The following is a 19,919-nucleotide window of genomic DNA, read 5'->3' as shown; positions in this document are numbered from 1 at the left end:
GAAGGAGAAGCATGTCAGTCACCCTCCGAGAGGTCGCAGCACTCGCGCAGGTGTCCATCAAGACGGTCTCTAACGTTGTAAATAGCAGCGCCAACGTGCGCCCCGAGACGAGGGAGAAAGTCGAGAGGGCCATTCGGACCCTCGGATACCGGCCCAACTTATCGGCGAGGAGCCTGAGATCCGGCAAGAGTCATGTCATCAGCCTTGTCGTACCGGAGATCGGACTCAACTATTTCGCCCAGCTCGCCGAACACATCACCGAGTCCGCAGCGAAGGCGGGCTATAGCGTTCAACTCGAGCAGACCGGTGGCGATCGCTCCAAGGAGATCGCCATGCTGTCCAGCCCTCAACGGATGCTCGCAGACGGCCTGATCTTCTCCCCCCTGGGGATGAGCCAAGATGATGAGGAGCTCCTCCGCGTCGAATACCCGATGGTCCTGCTCGGCGAACGGATATTCAACGGCCCAGTCGACCACGTGACGATGCGGAACGTCGACGCCGCCGCCGCCGCGACGCACCACCTCATCGCAGCGGGACGGCGGCGCATCGCCGTGATCGGCGCGCACGCGAATGAGAAACTCGGTTCAGCCGCCCTGCGTTTCAAGGGATACAAGTCGGCCCTGAACGAAGCGGGGATCCCCTACGATCCGCGCCTCGTCGGCTACACCGACCTGTGGCATTCGCGCAATGGCGCCCATGCGATGCGCGAGCTCGTCTCATCGGGCATCGACTTCGACGCCGTATTCGCGATGAACGACGCTCTGGGCATCGGCGTCATTCGCGCCCTTAACGAGGTCCGGCGCCGGATCCCTGACGAAGTGGCCGTCATCGGTTTCGACAACGTGACCGAGGGCGAGTTCTCAATGCCCTCATTGTCAAGCGTTGACCCGGGCCGGGCGGAGATCGCCGAGGTCACCCTCTCCTTCCTCCTCGAGCGGATCGAGAATGGGCAGTCCGCTCCTCAAAACCCGCGCGAGCACCTCGTCGATTTCAAGCTCGTCCCGCGCGAATCCGCTTAGGCGGATTCGCGCGGGACTTCAGATGAGAGCTCGTCGCCTTTCAGCCGACGCGGCCCCTGATGCCCGCGAAGGTATCCGCCGCACGATTGCGCACTCGGCGCAGCCGCTTGTCCCGGTCCTCTTCGAGGCTCCACAGACCCATCTCGAGGAGGTAGTCCATCCTCGGAGCATCGCCGTAGCGATAGCTCCACTCGAACATGTCGGTCAGCGACCACCAGGTATAGCCGACGATGTCCATTCCCTCTCGACGCAATCTCACGATTTCATCGAAGGAACGCTCGAGCCACGCCACGCGTTCGTCAACTGTTCCCGTGAAGCCGGTTTCACTGAGGAACACGGGTCTGCCATAGCGCTGAGCGAACAGCGTGAGCACGTCCCGCAGCCCCTTCTCCCATTCGTTGCGCCGCGGCCGCAATTCACCCGGGCCGCCACCGAGAACCCGATTCGCTTCGAAGACCTCGGTGGAGTGCTGCGGATAGTAGTTGACACCCATGACATCGGGCAGAGCCAGGTGCTCCCCGGCCCATTGCAGGTCGGCGTCGGAAAAGCCGTTCTCCTCGAGGAATTCGAGGAGCGGATGGGCGTCATCCACTCGACCGGTCACGAGGTCTTCGATGAGGAATCGTCGATGTTTGAGGAATTCCACGGTCCCAGAATGCGCAGCAAGATCTCCTGTGAACCTGAATGAAGCTTCGACATGGACGAAATCGGCGGCCGAGTCGGCCTGGGCGACCGCCTCCTGGATTCCGACGATCCCCCGCGACACGGCCTTGACCATGGCAACGAATCCGGGATCACCTTCGAGATGAGGCGGCCAATGAGCGAACTCCCCGCAGTACATGGCCGTCAGCAGAGGCTCATTCGTCGGCGTGTAGTGCGCGATCCTGCCTCTGTAGCGCTGCGCCACCTCGAACGCGTATTCCGCGACGTACTTCGGGTAGTCGGGGTTGGAGAACTCCCCTTCACACCACAGAGGGGTTCCGTAATGCACGAGATCCGCGATGAGATCGATCCCCTGGGCTTCAAGCCGATCAATCGCGCGGTCGACGAAGTCCCAGTGCCACACGCCCGGCTCAGGATTGATCCGATGCCAGGGAATCCCCCAACGCACCATGTCAGCACGAGCTTCTCCGAGGAGCCGAAGATCCTCTTCCAGATTCTCGTAGTGATCCATGAGCTCGTATTCGTCGAGCGCACGTTCACGCGGCGAACTCTGCGGGACGAATGTGTCCTCAATGCCGATCGCAAGTCGCAGTCGACCGTCTTCGAACCACCGCATGGGGCGGCCTCCCTTCACGATGACGGGCCGGTGGATCACGATGCTTGATCCACCGGCCCGAATTGGTCATTCGGACAGCTTGTCGCTCATCGCTTTCTGCGCATCCTTGAGCAGATCAGCCGGGGCTCCTCCAGCGAGCGTCTTCTGGGTGACGATGTCGAGCTCCTTGAGGACATCCGCTTGAGGGATGACTCCGGGCAGCAGGGCTACGCCGTACTGCGACTGAGCCGCCAGCGCCGCAACCACTTGATTCTCAGCCACATCCTCGGGAGTGACTTCGGACGTGAGAGGGGGCCAGCCGGAGGCAAGCGACCACTTGATCATGTTGCCCCGCTCGTAGAACCAGCTGAAGAACTCCAGGGCCGCGGCCCGTTCCTTCTCCTCCGCTCGAGCCGTGATGCTCATGTCGACCGCGAGCGCGGAAGCCTTGATACCCGCAGGGCCCGCCGGAAGCGTCGCAATCCCGTAATCGATTCCGGCTTCTTGAGCGACTGTCGCAAGCCAAGGACCACCCAGAGTCATCGCGACCTTGCCGGACTTGAAGAGCTCATCACCATTGACACCCGTGAGGCCGGTCGGGGAGATCTTGTCTTCCACGACAGCCCTGGACCAGTACTCGAGAGTCGCAAGATTCTCCGGGGAATCCACCACGACCTTTCCCTGAGGATCGACAACGTCTCCTCCTCCGCTCTTGAGAAGGGACATCCACACTCCGTTGCCCACCGTGGCATTGTCCTGCAAAGCCAGTCCGTAGATTTCAGGCTTCCCATCACCATCCTCATCGACGGTGAGGCGCTTCGCCGCATCCACCCATTCATCCCACGTCGTCGGCACTGCGACTCCGGCGGCATCGAACATCGCCTTGTTGTAGAACATCGTGAGCGGAGTGAAGCTCAGGGGCGCGCCGTAGCGCTTCCCATCGGCGTCGCCCGTGGCGATCGCCTGCTCATTCAGTCGCGAAACCCCTCCTTCGGTCGAGGAGTACCACTCATCGAGGGGGACGAGAGCACCCTTGGACGCGTAGGTCGGAATGTTCTCCGGCGGAAGCGCCATGATGTGGGGGCCTTCGCCTGCGGTGAGTGCCGGGAGTGCGGTATCGAGGAGAGTGCCCCACGGTTTCGTCACCGGCGTGATGGTGACGCCCGGATGGGACGCATTGAACTCCTCAACGAGCGAATCCAGCACCTTTCCGTCCGCTTCCGTGTAACCGTGCCAGAACTCAAGGGAGACGACCCCTGCGGATGACCCGCTCTCCTGAGCACCGCTCTCCTGAGCGGTGCCGCCTTGAGCGCATCCCGCAAGCACGAAGGAGAACGCAGCCCCCACTCCCGCAACTTTCACAAACATCTTCATCGCGTTTTCTCCACTTCTGATGACATCACCAACGAACAACCGATGAACACGCAAGTACAACGATGTAACTGCGTCGAAACCAGTATCAGCTTCTCACGCACACAATGTCAAGAAGTCGCATAACCAGTTGTCGCGGGGCTTGACAGGAGGCGCGGTGTTAGATACAACGTTGTACACCATTCGTAGTGATCACAGTCGATCCCGAGAGGGGGGAACATGAGCGGACGCGCACATCATCGAGAACGAACGACGCGCGGTCGATCACAATTCGGAGTCGCTCTTCCATTCCTGCTGCCTGCGGCGGGCATCCTCGGAGTTTTCGTCTTCTGGCCGATGACGAAAGCCCTCCTCACCTCACTGCACTCAAACACCGCATTCGGCCGTCCTGAGTTCGTCGGGATCGCGAACTACGCCGAGCTCCTCCAAGACCCGGAGATCTTGGATTCACTCATCAATACCGCCCTCTACTGCGCGATCTTCACACCCGTTTCCGTCATCCTCTCCCTCGCCCTCGCCCTCCTCCTCAATCATCCCCTCCTCCCTTTGAGGGGACTCTTCCGAACCTGGCTATTCCTCCCCTTCATCGTCTCCCTCTCGGTCACCGCCTTCGCCTGGCAGTACCTGCTCGATCCTCAACTCGGCCTTCTGAGCTACTGGCTTTCCCGCTTCGGCATCGAATTCGGCAACGTCTTCCAAGACGAGAGCCTCGCCATGCCGGCAGTCGCCTTGATCGCCGTTTGGAAGAACGTCCCCTTCTACATGACGGTATTCCTCGCAGGCCTCCAGGACATCCCCACTTCGCTCTACGAGGCGGCGAGAGTCGACGGCGCGAACGCGATCAAGCGCTTCCGACACATCACCCTCCCCCTCCTCGGGAACACCACCGGATTCGTGCTCGTGGTCTCAACCATCGCAGCCCTCCAAGCTTTTGATCAGATCTACGTCCTCACCGGAGGAGGACCGTACCGATCGACGCAGACGATCGTCATGCAGATCTACGAATCCGGATTCCGCGACCTCGAACTCGGATCCGCTTCAGCGCTTTCCTATCTTCTCCTCCTCATGACGCTTCTCCTCGGAGTCGCACAATTCTTCTTCTCCTCCCGGAAAGCGAGGCAAGCGTCATGACGCCGAATCCCGGCACCTCACGGGGCCTGAGCACCACCGTTGCCCGCCGTCTTGAGAAAACGCTCCTCCTCGCCACGGCAACGGCAATCACCCTCGTCGTATTCCTCCCCATCGCCATCATCGTTTTTACGGCCTTCAAAGCGAACGGCGAGATCAACGTCTTCCCGCCGACCCTCATCCCGGACGGGTGGACCCTCGACAACTTCAAGAGGATCTTCACCGACCTTCCTTTCGCCAGGCTCGTCGCCAACTCCTTCGCATTCGCAGGCGGAGTCACGGTCTTCTCATTGGTGTTCGACTCGCTTGCGGCTTACGCCCTCGCACGCTTCGATTTCAGGGGCCGCAAGCCTCTTCTCATCCTCATCATCGCCTCGTTGATGATCCCCTTCCAGGCCCTCCTCATCCCCGTCTACCAGATCATTTCTGAGCTCGGCTGGATCAACTCCTATCTCGGGCTCATCGCACCCAGGGCGGCCGACGCCTTCGGCATCTTCTTCCTCCGTCAGTTCTTCCTCGCCTTCCCCAAAGAGCTCGAAGACGCAGCACGGATCGACGGAGCCAACGAATGGAAGATCTTCACGTCGATCGCCATTCCGAACGCCGTGGCCCCCCTCCTGACGCTCGGCGTTTACAACTTCGTCAATAACTGGAACGACCTCCTCTGGCCCCTCGTCCTCACGACCCGAGAAGACATGGCCACCGTCACTTCGGGCTTGACCATGCTCACCGGCCCCGGCGGGATCATCCCCTATGGAGTCATGATGGCCGGATCCTTCGTCGCCCTCATTCCCCTGACCCTGGTCTTCATGCTGGTGCAACGCCAGTTCATCGCCTCGGTCGCCACCACAGGCCTCAAGTAGGCCCCTCAACTCGAAGGAGAGTCATGCTCACGGCACGCCTCGCACTCAACTCCAGCACTCCGATCGGCGGCATCAGCCGTGATCTCTTCGGAGGATTCGTCGAGCATCTCGGCCGCCACATCTACACCGGCATCTTCGAACCAACCCATCCCCTCGCAGATGAGGATGGATTCCGCACGGATGTCATCGAACTCGTGAAGGAGCTCGGCGTTTCCACGATCAGGTACCCCGGAGGCAACTTCGTCTCCGGATTCCGCTGGGAAGACTCGGTCGGCCCGATCGAGAAGCGCCCAACGCGGCTCGACCTCGCCTGGCATTCGAAAGAGCCGAACCGGATCGGTCTGCATGAGTTCTCACAGTGGCTCGAAAGAGTCGACTCGGATCTCATGCTCGCGGTCAACCTCGGCACCCGGGGGACAGCCGAAGCCCTCGACCTCCTCGAATACGCGAATATTCGGAGCGGCACCGAATGGTCCGATGCCCGGATCCGCAACGGCCGCAGCGAGCCCTTCGGCGTCCGGATGTGGTGCCTGGGCAATGAAATGGACGGCCCCTGGCAGATCGGTCATCGAAGCGCCGAGGAATACGGTCGTCTAGCAGCGCGGACCGCCCACGCGATGAAACTCATCGATCCCGATATCCGCCTCGTCGTATGCGGCTCCTCCAGCGCATCAATGCCGACCTTCGGGACGTGGGAGCGAACGGTCCTCGAACACACCTACGACTTCGTCGATTTCATCTCGTGCCACGCCTACTACGAGGAGATCGACGGTGATCGAGCGAGCTTCCTCGCCTCTTCGGTGAATATGGATCACTTCATCGAAACCGTCATCGCAACCGCCGACCACGTCGGCGCGGCGAAGAAGTCCTCGAAGCGCATTGATATCTCCTTCGATGAATGGAACATCTGGTACAACACCCGCTTCGAACAAGTCGACAAGATCGAGGGGATCAGCAATTGGCCGATCGCCCCTCGCCTCCTGGAAGACGTTTACACGGTGACCGATGCCGTCGTCTTCGGGTCCCTCATCATCTCCCTCCTCAAGCATGCCGATCGCGTCCGAAGCGCCTCACTCGCGCAACTCGTGAACGTCATCGCGCCGATCATGACTGAGCCGGGCGGCCCCGCATGGCGTCAAACCACCTTCCATCCCTTCGCCCTCGCCTCGGCTCTCGCCCGAGGAGAAGCGCTCCCCGTTACCATCGACTCCCCGAAGATGACAACCGCCCTTCACGGTTCAGTTCCCCTCCTCGATGCCGTCGCCACCCACGACTCGGATTCGGGAACAGCCGCGCTCTTCCTCGTGAACCGATCTCCCGACGAGAACATCGAGGCACGAATCGACACCTCTTCATTCGCAAAGCTCGAACTCCTCGAAGTGCTCACACTCTCGGATCCCGATCCTGATGCGACGAACACAATGAACGACCCTGATCGCGTCCGACCGCGTCGGAACTCCGCGTGGAGGCGGCAGGGCTGCGATCTCACGCTCGATCTCCCGCCGATCTCCTGGACCTGCGTGAAATTCGCGAAATCACAAGACGAATGAGATTCAGCGGGATCTTGAGCGCGACAGGCCGAGGGCCCCGGGAATGCGACGGCATCCCCGCTCCCGGAGGCTAATCTGGAGACCTGAGGATCGGAGCGCCGGTCCGAGGAGCACCCGCAGGCGACGACGACAGGAGTGACATGAGCGAGCAGTCCGCGACCCGACTGGCGACGAGCAAGGACGCATCGGACGCCCCCGAGCGCGAGGTCCTCACCTGGGAGCTCTTCGGCACCGCCTCGCGCGAGCTGACGACCCAGATCGTCGAGTCCGGCTGGATCCCCGACCTCATCGTCGCGATCGCCCGCGGAGGCCTCATCCCCGCCGGCGCGATCTCCTACGCGATGGAGGTCAAGGCCTGCGGCACGATGAACGTCGAGTTCTACACGGGCGTCGGCGAGACCCTCGAGGAGCCGGTCCTTCTCCCGCCGCTCATGGACGTCTCCGCGATGGACGGCAAGCGCGTCCTCGTCGTCGACGACGTCGCCGATTCCGGTAAGACGCTGAAGATGGTGATGGACCTCATCGACGAGCACGGCCTCTCCCTCGACGGCGAGACCCAGGTGAAGGTCGACGCCCGCTGCGCGGTCATCTACAAGAAGCCCGTGTCGATCATCGAACCCGACTACGTGTGGCGCCGCACCGACAAGTGGATCAACTTCCCCTGGTCGACGCTCCCCGTCATCACCGCCTGAGCCGCTCCCTCCCATGAGCATCGACGAGGACGAGGGCGTCCCCGCATTCGACGAGACGGAGGTCGAGGCGCCGCGCGCCCACTCGGGCGAACGCGCCTCCGCCTCGCTCTCGGTCGCCCAGCAGGTCGCCGACCTCGTCCTCCACCGGCTCGCCCGCGGCGAGGAGATCCGGGTCCTCGGGATCACAGGCCCGCCCGGGACCGGGAAGACGACCGTCGCCGCCCTCATCGCCGAGATCCTCGAGGGCGCGGCCGACGTCGAGGTCGCGGGCCTCGCCCCGATGGACGGCTTCCACCTGTCGAACGCGGTGCTCGACGACCTCGACCGGCACGACCGCAAGGGCGCGCCCGACACCTTCGACGTCTGGGGCTTCGCCGCCCTCCTCGAGCGGGTCCAGAGGGCCGATCGCCCCGTCCTCGCCCCCGATTACCGACGCGACCTGCACGAGCCCGTCGCCGCGTCGATCCTTCTGCCGGAGACGGGGATCGTCATCACGGAGGGGAACTACCTCGGTCTCGACGCTCCCGGCTGGCGCGATGCGCGCGTGTTCATCGACCTGCTCGTCCACGTCGACACCCCCGTCGAGGACGTCTACCGGCGCCTCATCGCCCGCCACGAGGCCTTCGGGCGCAACCGCGCCGACGCCGCCCACTGGGTCCGCACGGTCGACGCGCCGAACATCGAGCTCGTCGCCGCGTGCCGCGACCGGGCCGACGCGATCGTCGCCGCCGAGATCTGAGCCCTCCTCGGGAGGCCGCGACCGGCGATGCCGTGGAGGGCTCCCCGGCACCCCGGCCGGTGGACGTGGAACGCTCCACGGGTCCTCTGTCTCAAGTCCTCGTCGAACTCGACCACCGGGCGAAGACTCTGGCGAGGGCGCTCCGCGCCTTCTCGACGAACCTGACGTTGACCGCGGAGGACTTCGAGTCGCACGAAGAGGGGATCGTCGGGCACCTCCGCTCGGCGCCGATCCTCTGAAAGACCGTGCCCATGACATCGATCAACGTCGCGATCCTCACCGAGCCCTCGGTCCCCGAGGGGCTGGCCTCTCAGCTCGAGGCGTACAGGAACGCTTTCGATGAGGCGCGCACGGACGTCGAGCGGACACGGCGGGAAATCGACGAAGACTCCGACGGGGAGACGTCCGAGGCGATTGTCCGCAACGCCGGAAGGCTCATGCGGACGGCTGAAGATCTGAGAAACGACGTCGATGCTCTGATCAGTGCGCTCAAGGCCCTCGGAGGACGCCTCTACTCCGTGAAGCTCCGCCTCGAGGCGGAGAGAACTCGCGCTTCTCTCGCCGGGCTGACCGCGACGGTCAATGACATCCATCCTCCGAGCGACCCGGACAGCGACGCTTATCCCTTCCGGGTTGAGGTGTTCAACAGCATTGACGAATCCGTCTACCGCATCCGCATGGACGAGGCCGATGCGCATGAGGACTTCGAAGACGCGTGCACCGCGATTCGCGGAATCGCCGGAAAGCTCGACGACAGTCTCGGGTTCCACGGCGAGCCTCGCGATGTCCCGACCGCATCCGACTGGGCCGAGCGGCTCGCGATCGCGGGAACGTGGACGCTAAAGCGGCTGACCAAGTCGCGATTCGCGCCGCGCTTCCCGGCAGGCGCACTGGTCGACGGAGTCAATGTCGGTGGGCGCTTCCGGAGCCTTTCGAGCCTCGGGCGCCTGGAGAAGCTCGTTCTCATGACGAAGGCGGAGAACTGGACGGCCGCCCCCGGTCGCGCCACGGCCTTGACGCGCACTCTCAGCAAGGGCCTGTCCTAAGCCGGCGGCGTTCTGGAGAAAGTCGGGCGGGGAGCGGCGGTGCTCCAAGGAGGGCTCGCCGCGTACGAGCAGTGGAAGAAGGACTCGGCGAACCCCTCCATGGGAACCGGGGAGAAGGCGGCCCGAGCGGCGACGCATGGGCTTCTCGAGGGCGCGGCTGGATACGGGGGTGCCTGGGCGGGCGCCCAGATTGGAGCGACGATCGGCACGCTGGGCGGGCCGGTCGGCATCGCCGTCGGCGGTATCATCGGCGGAATCGTCGGCGGAATGGCCGCAAGCGAGGGAGGCAGACTCCTTGCCGATGGCGCGAGCAAGCTCATATCGAAGCTGTTCCATTAGGGGATGACTGATGAGACTTTTCTGGGCCTATGTCTTCCTCGTGTGGTCCCTATTGACGTGGATCCTCTGGGCGCTTGCCATGTTCACCGACACTCGACTCGGGCGCGCCTTCCGAGAGGGGCCGTCGATTACTAAGCGACGGCCCGATCTCGTCGCATTCCATCCAACCTGGGCACTCCTTCTCGTCCTCGTCGGTGTCACCACGATTGTCGAAGAGAACAGCGGACCCGAGATTCTTACTGACACTCTGACCGCTGTTTCACTGCTCGTCATCCTGGTGGCCCTCGTCGTGTACTGGCTCCCGATCCGCCTGCCGAATTGGACGGACCCCTACTGGCACGAACGCCGACGCGCAGCCCGACGCACACAGATGGCGGCCGATATTCCAACACCCGAAGGAGCCTTGGCGCCCGCCTCATGCGCTGGGCGCGCTCGCGACACCACGGGCCCAACGGCAAGGAAGGCGAAAGGCGCGCACTCCTCATCGGACGCACGCGATCTCAAGGAGGATCACTCGATGACCGCCACACGCACCCGCCGATTCCGGGGCGCCATTCTGGAGCTCGACGCACCGAACGACGCCCTCCTCATCCAATCGGCCGCCGGCACGACGACCGACGAGCAGGAGACGCGAGCTTCTCAGCCCCTCCCACTCCCGTCACCGCCCTTCGGCTCGTCCATCGACCTCGCCCTCGCCCTGCCGCGAGCCGACGCGGACCCCGGCTGGACCGACACCCTCGTCATCACCGTCGAAGAACTCCCGGAGAGCACTCTCGACGAGGAATGGCAGTCGGCGCTCACAACACGAACGCTCGAAGCGATACCCGGCTTCCAGATCATCGACATCGGCCGCTGGAACGGCCTGTCGGATGCGACGCTCGTGCGCACCGGCCTGTGTGTCATCGACGAGCGCTCGCTCACGACCCTCCAATGGACCTGGACCATCCCCCACCCCGATCGCCCCGGCGCCCGACTCGGCCTTTCCGCGACCTTCACCTGCCCGACGCGCGATTTCGACGACCGCTACGAGGGCTTCATCGACATTCTCAACACCGCGGAGGCGATCTGATGGCATCGATCGACAGGAAGGGCAGCGCCCCGGTCCTCGTCCTCGACGAGGCCGAATACACGATCCTCACCGCCGTCTGCCAGGGCGCGCTTCCCGCCGCGCATCGGCGCGCGCGCCCCTTGCGGAAGGCGGGAATGCTCGACGAGGACGGCCCAACCCCCGAGTGCGCGCCCATCCTCGAAGGCCTCTCGACCGCACGACGCCGTTTCGCGGGCGCCGTCATGCACGCCGGTGGCGGGCGGCAGACGGAGTCGTGGATCGGGGAGGAACGCGTCACCGGCGTCCTCATCGAGGGCGATGCCTTCCGCCTCCACGAGGTCGACCCCTGCGACACGCCCTCGTTGACGCTGCCACTGCTCGATCTTCGACCCCGCGAGTCCATCGACTTCGGCCATCTCATACTGCCGGGAGAGGTCGTCGAACTCATCGACCGAGGCGATGTCGATCGCCTCGAGAGCGTCCTCGCCCGCATCGCCGCAGACACCGATCGCGGCGGCGCACCCGGCGCGCCCGACGGGCCCTCTCCCCTCACGCTCTCCTTCGCGCAACGCACGTGGGTGGTATCGGTCCTCCAGTGCATTGATCGTGCGGATGAGGACTGGGAGATGAGCGACATCGTCGCGACCCTGTCCGTCCCCGAGTGCCTCTACGAACTCGCCTACGACGACACGCGGGGCGAGGCGATCACGCGCCTGGCGCCGATCTCCTCCCTCGCCGTGTGGACCCGCATCTCCTCGTGGTTCTTCCCACGGCGCTAAGAACGACGTCGCGTCGCGCCCCATCCCGGGCGGCGTTGCTACCGTGACCCCATGAGCGAGCACCCCGCCCCGCCCTCGTCGATCGACGAACCGCCGAACGGCCCGCGGACGCCGGACGGACCGGCGGCCCCGGACCCGGCGACCCCGGACCCCGGGGCGCCCGACCCCGATTGGAAGCGGCGCGTCGGCCTGTTCCTCGGGGCGCAGGCGATCTCCCTCTTCGGCTCGAGCATCGTCCAGTTCGCGATAATGTGGCACCTCACCCTCGTCCTCAAGGCGGGGTGGGTGATCATGCTCTACTCGCTCGTCGCCTTCGTCCCGCAGGCGCTCGTCTCCCTGTTCGGCGGGGCGCTCGCCGACCGGATGAACCGGCGGACCGTCATCGTCGTCTCCGACACGGCGATCGCCCTCGTCACTCTGGGGCTCGCGCTCGCAATGACCTTCGGGGACGCGTCGCTCTGGCTCATCCTCGTCGCCGTCGCCGCCCGCTCGATCGGGCAGGGCTTCCAGCAGCCGGCCGTCGCGGCGCTCCTCCCCCAGCTCGCGCCCGCCGACGCCCTCATGCGCGTCAACGGGATCAACCAGACGATCAACTCGGCGATGGCGCTCCTCTCCCCCGTCGTCGCGGGCGCCGTCTACGCGTGGGGCGGGCTCGTCCCCACCTTCGGCATCGACGTCGTCACCGCCCTCATCGGCGTCGGCATCGTCCTCACGATCCCCGTCGCGACCGTGCGCAGCGGCGACGCGACCGGCACCTCCCTCACCCGCGACCTCGTCGACGGGCTCCGCTACGTCCTCGGGCACCGGACCATCGCGTGGCTCATGGTCCTCTACACGGTGATCTTCACGCTCGTCGTCGCCCCGAGCTTCCTCATCCCCCTCTTCATCGCCCGCACCTTCTCCGACGCCGTCTGGCCGCTCTCGATCTCCGAGGCCGCCTTCTCCGCGGGCATGCTCGTCGGCGGCGCACTCATCGCGACCGTCGCCGTGAAGGGGAACCAGTCGCGGATGCTCCTGTGGTCGTGCCTGAGCTTCGGTCTCGTCTCCGCGGCCTTCGGCCTCACGCCGCTGCTCGGCCGGACCGGAGGGCTGTGGGCGACCTTCGCCCTCTCCTTCGGCGTCGCCGTCGCGATCCCCTTCTTCTCCGCGCCCGTCATGACGCTCCTCCAGACGAGCGTCGAGCCCGAATTCATGGGCCGTGTCTTCTCCGTGACGAACATCGTCGCCGTCCTCGGGATGCCCGCCGGCATGGTCGTCCTCGGGCCGCTCGCCGACCGAGTGCCCTTCGAGGCGATCTTCATCGTCACCGGGCTCGCGGCCTTCGCGTTCACCGTCGCCTCGTTCCTCGCCGAGCCCGGCCGGGAAGTCCTCGCGATGCGCGCCGTCTCTCCATACGAGTCCGCATCGAGCGAGCCCGAGCCGATGCCATAAGGTGCCCATATGGTCACCGCAGCGCGCAATCGGCGCCTCGACACCCTTCCCTTCAACACCGCGCACCGCCGACTCGTCATCGGGTCCGGCATCGGATGGGCCCTCGACGCGATGGACGTCGGCCTCATCTCCTTCGTCATCGCCGCCCTCGCCAAGGAGTGGGAGCTGACCCCCGGCCAGTCCGGGCTCATCGCCTCGACCGGCATGGCGGGCATGGCCCTCGGCGCGACCTTCGGCGGACTCATCGCCGACCGTCTCGGCCGCAAGCAGGTCTTCGCCCTCTCGCTCCTCTTCTTCGGCGTCGCGACGGGGGCGTCCGCCCTGTCGACCTCGCTGGGGATCCTCCTCCTCTTCCGCTTCATCGTCGGGCTCGGCCTCGGGTCCGAGCTGCCCGTCGCCTCGACCCTCGTCTCCGAGTTCGCGCCCGCCGCGATCCGCGGGCGGATCATCGTCCTCCTTGAGGCGTTCTGGGCCCTCGGCTGGCTCCTCGCCGCCCTCATCGGCTACTTCGTCGTCCCCTCAGCGGGCGGCTGGCGCTGGGCCCTCGCGCTCGGCGCCCTCCCCGCGCTCTACGCCCTCTACGTCCGCCGCTCGATCCCCGAGTCCGTCCGCTTCCTCGAGGAGAAGGGGCGCGAGGCCGAGGCCGAGGCCGCCGTCGCCGTCTTCGAGGCGGGCCGCCCGCTCGGACGAGCCGCCACCGCGTCCGACGGGCCACTCCCCGACGCCGGGCCACTCCCCGACGCCGGGCGCGCCGAGGCCGAGCTCGCGGTCGCCGATACGGGCGTCGCCGCCCTCTTCCACCCGGTCTTCCTTGCGCGGACGATCGGCCTGTGGGGCGTGTGGTTCTTCCTCAACTTCGCCTACTACGGGGCGTTCATCTGGCTGCCCGGACTCCTCGTCAAGGACGGCATCGACCTGCCGAAGTCCTTCGGGTACACGCTCATCATCACGCTCGCGCAGATCCCCGGGTACCTCGTCGCCGCCTGGCTCATCGAGGTCTGGGGACGCCGTCGGACGCTCGTCGTCTTCCTCGCGGGCGCGGCCCTCGGCGCCTTCTGGTTCTCCGAGGTCTCGAGCCCGGCCGGCATCATCGCCGCCGGATGCGTCCTCTCCTTCTTCGCGCTCGGCGCCTGGGGCGCGGTCTACGCCGTCACCCCGGAGGTCTACCCGACCGCGATCCGCGCGACCGGCTCGGGCTGGGCCGCCGGATTCGGGCGCCTCGCCTCGATCGCGGCGCCGCTCGCGGTGCCGGCCCTCCTCGCGCACGTCTCGACCGGCGTCGTCTTCTGGGTGTTCGCCGGGTCCTTCCTCATCGCGGCGGCCTCCGGCCTCCTGCTGCGGGAGACGAGGGCGACGGCGCTCGTCTGAGCGTCCCGACCCATCGGATGCGTACGGAAGCTTCGAAAACCCGCAAGAACGCACACAGTTTCGACTCTCTCGGAGCCCGTACCGACGACCATGCCGACGAATGACCTGGTCAGGAGGATTCGCCTCGAGGGGCGGGTGCGAAACTGTGTGCGTTTCTGCAGGAGCGGTCCGGACTCTCGGGTCAGAGCTCCCGGGCGCGGGCGAGGACGGACGGCGTCGACCGCTCGATGACCTCGAGCGCGTCGAGGAAGTCCTGATGGCCCCCGTACCAGGGGTCGGGAAGATCCGTGTCCCCGGGCCCGGCCTGGGGGTCGAAGTCGCGGAAGAGCCGGATCTCCGGCCCCTCGCCCTCGCTCAGCCCCGCCCGGTCGCGCAGGCGCCGCAGCGCCGCGAGATGCCGGGCCGTCATCGCGAGGACGAGGTCCCAGTCCGCCAATTCGGACGCTCGGACCTGGCGCGCCCGATGATCGGGGACGCCGTGCCCGGCGTCGCGCAGGACGCGCGCGGCGCGGACGTCGATGGGGTTGCCCTCCTCCTCGTCGGAGACCCCCGCCGAGTCGACCTCGATCTCGTCGGCGAGGCCCGCCTCGCGGACGGCCTCGTCGAGGAGTTGATGGGCCATCGTCGACCGGCAGATGTTGCCGGTGCACACCATGAGGACTCGCGTCACGCCCGCCCCTCTCAGAGCGCGAGGAACGCGCGGACGGCGAGGGCCGAGTGGGCGGCGGCCTCGTCGGAGTCCATGTGGAAGTCCTGATCGGCGGCCGGCCCGCAGAGGTCCGAGACGGCCCGCAGGCTCACCCAGTCGACGCCGGAGGACCACGCGACCTGCGCCATCGCGCAGGTCTCCATGTCCGCGGCGATCGCGTCGGGGAAGCGTTCGCGCATCGGTTCGGCGAGCGGCGCGGTGATGAAGGAGTCCGAGGACACGACCCGCCCTGCCTTCACCGGATACTCGATCCCGTCCGCGAGCGCCGCGAGCTTCGCGATGACCGCATCCGAGGACCGGTAGTCGACGGGCATGCGCGGCACCTGCCCCATCGCGTACCCGAAGGCCGTCGCGTCGGCCGCGCCGTAGATCGTCGCGATGCCCGCGCCGATCTCCCCGACCTCGATGTCGCGCGCGAGCCCGCCGGTCGTCCCCGCGGCGATGACGAGGGGCGCATCGACGAGGGCGAGCGCCCGCGCCGTCGCGGACGCGGAGTTCGCGAGTCCGATCCCGGAGGTGACGACGAGGACGTCGCGCCCGTCGATCGACCCGAGGACGAAGGACTGCTCCCAGGCGTCACCGATGCGGACCTCCGCGGAGGACGGCGAGGAGAGGAGAGCGAGGACGGGCGCCGCCTCCTCGGCCATCGCGCACTGGATGACGGCGTCGACGCGGGGACGGACGGGAAGCTGAAGAGTCGCGGTCATAGCGGCAGTCTACGGGGGCATCCCCGACGCGCCGGGTGCGACCACTTCGCAGGCGCCCGCCCGCACCCACCCGGTCGGCTCCCGCGCCCGCCCATCCGGCGCTCGGACCCGTCCCCTCCCCGGGCCGCCGCGCGGCCCGGGGAGGGGACGGGTCCGAGCGCCGGATGGGCGGGCGCGGGGGCCGACCGGGTGGGGGGGGGGCCGTGTCGTATACACAGCTACGAGCCCACGAGACTAAGGNGCTCGGACCCGTCCCCTCCCCGGGCCGCCGCGCGGCCCGCGAGCGCACCGCCCCGACCTCGTCGAACGAGAGCCCGCGACCGGGCACAATGGTCCCCATGACTTCCGACCTCTCGGCCCTCGATCGGGCGACCCCCGACCGCTACGACCCGGGCGCGCCCACCCCCGCGGCGCTCGTGTCGGGCGAGGTGCCCGCCTCGGCCGCGCCGCACCCGCTCTCCGTCTTCGACATGTTCCGCATCGGGATCGGCCCATCGTCCTCGCACACGGTCGGCCCGATGCGCGCCGGCCTCGACTTCACGGGTGAACTCGCGACCCTGCCCGCGCCCGCGCGCCTCGAGATCGACCTCTTCGGCTCGCTCGGCGCGACCGGCCGCGGGCACGACACCGACCGGGCGGTCCTCCTCGGGCTCGCCGGCTACGCGCCCGAAACCGTCACCATCGCCGAGGTCGAGGGCCTCCTCCCGACGATCGCCGGCACCGGCGCCCTCCCGCTGCCCGGCGGCCGCTCGGTCCCCCTCGACGTCGCGCGCGACATCCGCTTCCTCCCGCGCACGGTCCTCCCCTACCACGTCAACGCGCTCACGCTCACCGCCCGCGGTCCGATCGACGAGGCCGGGGCGCCCGGATCCGCCGGGTCGGAGGCGGCCGGGCCCGTGATCCTCACGCGCACCTACTACTCGGTCGGCGGCGGGTTCGTCATGGTCCAGACGAACGACGACCCCGATCACCCGGAGGTCGCCTCGCTTGCGACCGGGAGGTCCGGCGACGCGCACGACGTGCCCGCGCCGCACCCCTTCGCGTCGGGCGCGCAGCTCCTCGAGGAGTGCCGGCGCAGCGGACTCGGCGTCTCCGCGCTCGTCCGCCGCAACGAGGAGTCCGTCCGCGCGCCCGCCGAGGTCGACGCCTACCTCGACGCCATCGCCGACACGATGTTCGACTGCATCGACGCCGGCACGTCCGCGACCGGGATCCTCCCCGGGGGCCTCGATGTGCCGAGGCGTGCCCGCGCCCTCGCCCTCAAGCTCGCCGAGCGCGCCGCCTCCGGCGGCACGCCTGCGCCCGGGTCCGCCTGGGCCTCCACGCCTGAGGACCCGATGCGGGCGATGGACTGGGTGAACCTCTTCGCCCTCGCCGTCAACGAGGAGAACGCCGCCGGCCACCGCATCGTCACCGCCCCGACCAACGGGGCGGCGGGCGTCGTCCCCGCGGTCCTCGGCTACCTCGTCTCCTACTGCCCGGAGGCCGGCGCCTCCATCGGCGCGGCCTCCGGGCCCTGCGAGGCGAGCAGGGCGGAGGCCCCGCTCGCCCGGATCCGACTCGCCGCCCCGCCCTCGTCGATCGGCGCGGGGGATCGGGCCGCCCACGGTGAGGCCCGCGAGCGCCGCCGCCGCGCCGTCCACGACTTCCTCCTCGCGGCGACCGCCATCGGGGCGCTCATCAAGACGAACGCGTCGATCGCCGGCGCCGAGGTCGGCTGCCAGGGCGAGGTCGGATCGGCCTCCGCGATGGCGGCGGCGGGACTCGCCGAGGCGCTCGGCGGAACCCCGGAGCAGGTGGAGAACGCGGCCGAGATCGCGATGGAGCACTCCCTCGGGCTCACCTGCGACCCGGTCGCCGGGCTCGTCCAGATCCCCTGCATCGAGCGCAACGCGATCGCCGCCGTGAAGGCGATCAACGCGGCGCGCATGGCCCTCTGGTCGGACGGGCGCCACCAGGTGTCCTTCGACGCGGTCATCGAGACCATGCGCCAGACCGGCAACGACATGCTCTCGAAGTACAAGGAGACCTCGGCGGGCGGGCTCGCCGTCAACGTCGTCGAGTGCTGAGGGGGCGCGGAGGCGGAGCGACCGTCCCGAGCCTCGGGCGTCGTCGGGGCCTGCCCGACCGCCCCCGCTCCTAGACTGCGGGCATGGCCGCTCCTTTCCCGCCGTTCGTCGTCCCCGCGCCCGGATCCCCCGAGGATCGGGCCGCCCGGACCGCGCCCTCGAGAGCCGCCCAGGCGCGCGACCTCGAGGAGCTCGACGCACTCATGGTGTCGTGCCGGGCGTGCCCGCGGCTCGTCGACTGGCGCGAGGGCGGGGCGGTCCGACTCCACGGGGACCTCGCGCCCGAAGACTTCTGGCGGCGCCCCGTCCCGCCGAACGGCCCGGCGGACGCGCGCATCGTCCTCGTTGGTCTCGCGCCCGGCGCGAACGGGTCGAACCGGACGGGCCGGATGTTCACCGGCGATCCTTCGGGGGACTTCCTCCACGCCGGCCTGCATCGCGCGGGCCTCGCCAATCAGGCGGCGTCGACGGGGTACGGCGACGGGCTCGAGCTCCTCGGCGCCCGACTCACGTGCCCGGTGCGCTGCGTCCCGCCGGCGAACAAGCCGAGCGGCGAGGAGAAGCGCGCCTGCGCCCCGTTCTTCGCGCGCGAACTCGCCCTGCTGGAGCAGGCGCGGGTCCTCATCATGCTCGGGGGCTTCGCGTGGAACGCGACCCTGGCGGCCCTCGCCGAGCAGGGGTTCGCGATCCCGACCCCGCGCCCGAAGTTCGCCCACGGCGCCGAGGTCGAGATCATCGACGAGGACGGCCGCGTCCTGCGGATCCTCGGCCTCTACCACCCGAGCCCGCAGAACACGTACACGGGCAAGCTCACGCCCGCGATGCTCGACGAGGTGCTCGCCCGGGCGATCGTCCTCGCCGGCTAGCCGCAGCGCTGCTCGGGGCGCTCACGAGGCCGGGGCGGCGCGTCGGACGAGGGGAGGAGATCCCCTCGGCGGAGCAAGGTGATGCTTTCGACGCGCGAAGGTAATGCTCTCGGCGAGGGGGACTCCGGATGTAGGGGACGGGGCACTGAATATGGGGGGCAGGCGGGTGCGACACGCCGAGTTCGTCGGCGATTTCGGAGCGTCGTCCACACCCCTTATCCACAGTTATCCACAGGGTTGTGCACCGTTGTGAGTATTCACTGTGCACACCTGTGGACGGAACCGGGGAGAATCACACGCGTGTAGTTTTCCGCGGAATCTGGCCGCGCACGACGACCCCGCGGACCCACATGCCCACGGTCCGAGAGACCCTGAAGGCGTCCGTCCACACCCGTTCCACACCCCGTCCCCACCGCCCGCCGACCCCTATCCACAGCCCCGTCACCACGGGACGAGAAACACAACATCTTGTGTCCGTGGCCCCCGATCGCCACGAGGTGTAGTGTTGATTCATCTTCGGAGGAGAGCTCCGAAACGCGACTTCCCGACGGGATCCCGACTCGAAAAGCCGGATCCCCCGCACCCTCACACAGGAGAGCCCGATGACGATCACCGTCTACTCCAAGCCCCGCTGCCCCCAGTGCGACGCGACCTACCGCGCCCTCGACAAGCAGGGCCTCGACTACCGGAAGATCGACGTCACCGAGGACGCCGAGGCCCTCGACTTCATCAAGGGCCTCGGATACCAGCAGGCCCCCGTCGTCATGGCCGGCGCCGACCACTGGTCCGGCTTCCGCCCCGACCGCATCAAGGCCGCGGCCGCCGCCGCTGCCGCGGCGCCCCTCGCCGTCGGCCAGGCCTGATCCCCTCCCCGTCCCGGCCGCCGCCAGGCGACCGGGACGACTCACGTCCGAGACCTCCCGGCCTCGTCGATCGA

At 67.4% G+C, this 19,919-nt stretch carries 20 protein-coding genes; 16 read left to right on the top strand and 4 right to left on the bottom strand.

From position 1 onward, the window contains the following. The first annotated feature begins 11 nt into the window (after positions 1 to 11). Positions 12 to 1,019: a LacI family DNA-binding transcriptional regulator gene (locus tag DY157_RS09225; RefSeq protein ID WP_115728338.1), complete on the top strand. Its 1,008-nt coding sequence runs from the start codon at positions 12 to 14 to the stop codon at positions 1,017 to 1,019. A gap of 40 nt (positions 1,020 to 1,059) precedes the next feature. Here DY157_RS09225 and DY157_RS09220 read toward each other — a convergent pair whose 3' ends face one another. Continuing rightward, a complete protein-coding gene (locus DY157_RS09220; protein ID WP_160159517.1) occupies positions 1,060 to 2,298 on the bottom strand; it encodes a family 1 glycosylhydrolase in 1,239 nt (412 codons plus the stop codon). A 66-nt stretch (positions 2,299 to 2,364) separates the two neighbouring features. After that, positions 2,365 to 3,651, bottom strand: a complete 1,287-nt coding sequence (locus DY157_RS09215) for an ABC transporter substrate-binding protein (RefSeq protein ID WP_115728336.1) — start codon at positions 3,649 to 3,651, stop codon at positions 2,365 to 2,367. Positions 3,652 to 3,984: 333 nt separating this feature from the next. On the opposite strand from DY157_RS09215, the gene DY157_RS09210 reads away from it, so the two are divergent. The 12 genes from DY157_RS09210 to DY157_RS09155 all read left to right on the top strand — a co-directional run bounded on the left by DY157_RS09210 (position 3,985) and on the right by DY157_RS09155 (position 14,631). Next, positions 3,985 to 4,779, top strand: a complete 795-nt coding sequence (locus DY157_RS09210; protein ID WP_218938079.1) for a carbohydrate ABC transporter permease — start codon at positions 3,985 to 3,987, stop codon at positions 4,777 to 4,779. Beyond that, positions 4,776 to 5,639, top strand: coding sequence for a carbohydrate ABC transporter permease (locus tag DY157_RS09205; RefSeq protein WP_115728334.1), 864 nt, complete (start codon positions 4,776 to 4,778; stop codon positions 5,637 to 5,639). Before DY157_RS09210 ends, DY157_RS09205 begins: the two co-directional genes overlap by 4 nt. Before the next feature lie 23 nt (positions 5,640 to 5,662). Beyond that, a complete protein-coding gene (gene arfA / locus DY157_RS09200) occupies positions 5,663 to 7,189 on the top strand; it encodes an arabinosylfuranosidase ArfA (protein WP_115728333.1) in 1,527 nt (508 codons plus the stop codon). 140 nt (positions 7,190 to 7,329) lie between these two features. Next, positions 7,330 to 7,881 carry a phosphoribosyltransferase gene (locus DY157_RS09195; RefSeq protein ID WP_115728332.1) on the top strand — a complete coding sequence of 184 codons (552 nt, stop codon included), beginning with the start codon at positions 7,330 to 7,332 and terminating at the stop codon, positions 7,879 to 7,881. 13 nt (positions 7,882 to 7,894) lie between these two features. After that, on the top strand, positions 7,895 to 8,620 hold the full coding sequence (locus DY157_RS09190; RefSeq protein WP_115728331.1) for a nucleoside/nucleotide kinase family protein: 726 nt from the start codon (positions 7,895 to 7,897) through the stop codon (positions 8,618 to 8,620). 65 nt (positions 8,621 to 8,685) lie between these two features. Continuing rightward, a complete protein-coding gene (locus tag DY157_RS09185) occupies positions 8,686 to 8,859 on the top strand; it encodes a hypothetical protein (protein WP_160159516.1) in 174 nt (57 codons plus the stop codon). Positions 8,860 to 8,871: 12 nt separating this feature from the next. Next, entirely contained in the window at positions 8,872 to 9,666 is a 795-nt protein-coding gene (locus DY157_RS09180; RefSeq protein WP_115728329.1) for a hypothetical protein, read from the top strand. A 39-nt stretch (positions 9,667 to 9,705) separates the two neighbouring features. Continuing rightward, a complete protein-coding gene (locus DY157_RS09175) occupies positions 9,706 to 10,005 on the top strand; it encodes a hypothetical protein (RefSeq protein WP_115728328.1) in 300 nt (99 codons plus the stop codon). 517 nt (positions 10,006 to 10,522) lie between these two features. Continuing rightward, positions 10,523 to 11,074 carry a hypothetical protein gene (locus DY157_RS09170; protein ID WP_115728327.1) on the top strand — a complete coding sequence of 184 codons (552 nt, stop codon included), beginning with the start codon at positions 10,523 to 10,525 and terminating at the stop codon, positions 11,072 to 11,074. Then, positions 11,074 to 11,832, top strand: coding sequence for a hypothetical protein (locus tag DY157_RS09165; RefSeq protein ID WP_115728326.1), 759 nt, complete (start codon positions 11,074 to 11,076; stop codon positions 11,830 to 11,832). Before DY157_RS09170 ends, DY157_RS09165 begins: the two co-directional genes overlap by 1 nt. A gap of 51 nt (positions 11,833 to 11,883) precedes the next feature. Further along, positions 11,884 to 13,263 (top strand): MFS transporter, encoded by a 1,380-nt coding sequence (locus DY157_RS09160; protein ID WP_115728325.1) that lies wholly within the window; start codon positions 11,884 to 11,886, stop codon positions 13,261 to 13,263. A 9-nt stretch (positions 13,264 to 13,272) separates the two neighbouring features. Continuing rightward, positions 13,273 to 14,631 (top strand): MFS transporter, encoded by a 1,359-nt coding sequence (locus DY157_RS09155; RefSeq protein ID WP_115728324.1) that lies wholly within the window; start codon positions 13,273 to 13,275, stop codon positions 14,629 to 14,631. Positions 14,632 to 14,812: 181 nt separating this feature from the next. Here the strand turns inward: DY157_RS09155 and DY157_RS09150 are convergent, their stop codons facing one another. Both DY157_RS09150 and mtnN read right to left on the bottom strand, forming a co-directional pair. Beyond that, on the bottom strand, positions 14,813 to 15,286 hold the full coding sequence (locus tag DY157_RS09150) for a low molecular weight protein-tyrosine-phosphatase (RefSeq protein ID WP_115728474.1): 474 nt from the start codon (positions 15,284 to 15,286) through the stop codon (positions 14,813 to 14,815). Positions 15,287 to 15,312: 26 nt separating this feature from the next. Beyond that, positions 15,313 to 16,047 (bottom strand): 5'-methylthioadenosine/S-adenosylhomocysteine nucleosidase, encoded by a 735-nt coding sequence (mtnN, locus tag DY157_RS09145; protein ID WP_115728323.1) that lies wholly within the window; start codon positions 16,045 to 16,047, stop codon positions 15,313 to 15,315. Between the two features lie 329 nt (positions 16,048 to 16,376). Between mtnN and DY157_RS09140 the strand changes: the two genes are divergently transcribed. From DY157_RS09140 to nrdH, 3 genes are all read left to right on the top strand, one after another. Next, positions 16,377 to 18,116 (top strand): L-serine ammonia-lyase, iron-sulfur-dependent, subunit alpha, encoded by a 1,740-nt coding sequence (locus tag DY157_RS09140; protein WP_407923471.1) that lies wholly within the window; start codon positions 16,377 to 16,379, stop codon positions 18,114 to 18,116. A gap of 83 nt (positions 18,117 to 18,199) precedes the next feature. Continuing rightward, entirely contained in the window at positions 18,200 to 18,982 is a 783-nt protein-coding gene (locus tag DY157_RS09135) for a uracil-DNA glycosylase (RefSeq protein WP_115728322.1), read from the top strand. A gap of 602 nt (positions 18,983 to 19,584) precedes the next feature. Then, the gene (gene nrdH / locus DY157_RS09130) at positions 19,585 to 19,845 is read left to right on the top strand and encodes a glutaredoxin-like protein NrdH (RefSeq protein WP_115728321.1); all 261 of its coding nucleotides are present in this window, start codon (positions 19,585 to 19,587) and stop codon (positions 19,843 to 19,845) included. The last annotated feature ends 74 nt before the right edge of the window (positions 19,846 to 19,919 follow it).

The sequence above is a fragment of the Actinomyces culturomici genome (genome assembly GCF_900499005.1).
Classification (GTDB): Bacteria; Actinomycetota; Actinomycetes; order Actinomycetales; family Actinomycetaceae; genus Pauljensenia; species Pauljensenia culturomici.
Note: the sequence above shows the minus strand (reverse complement) of the source record. Positions and strands in the feature narration are given on the sequence as shown.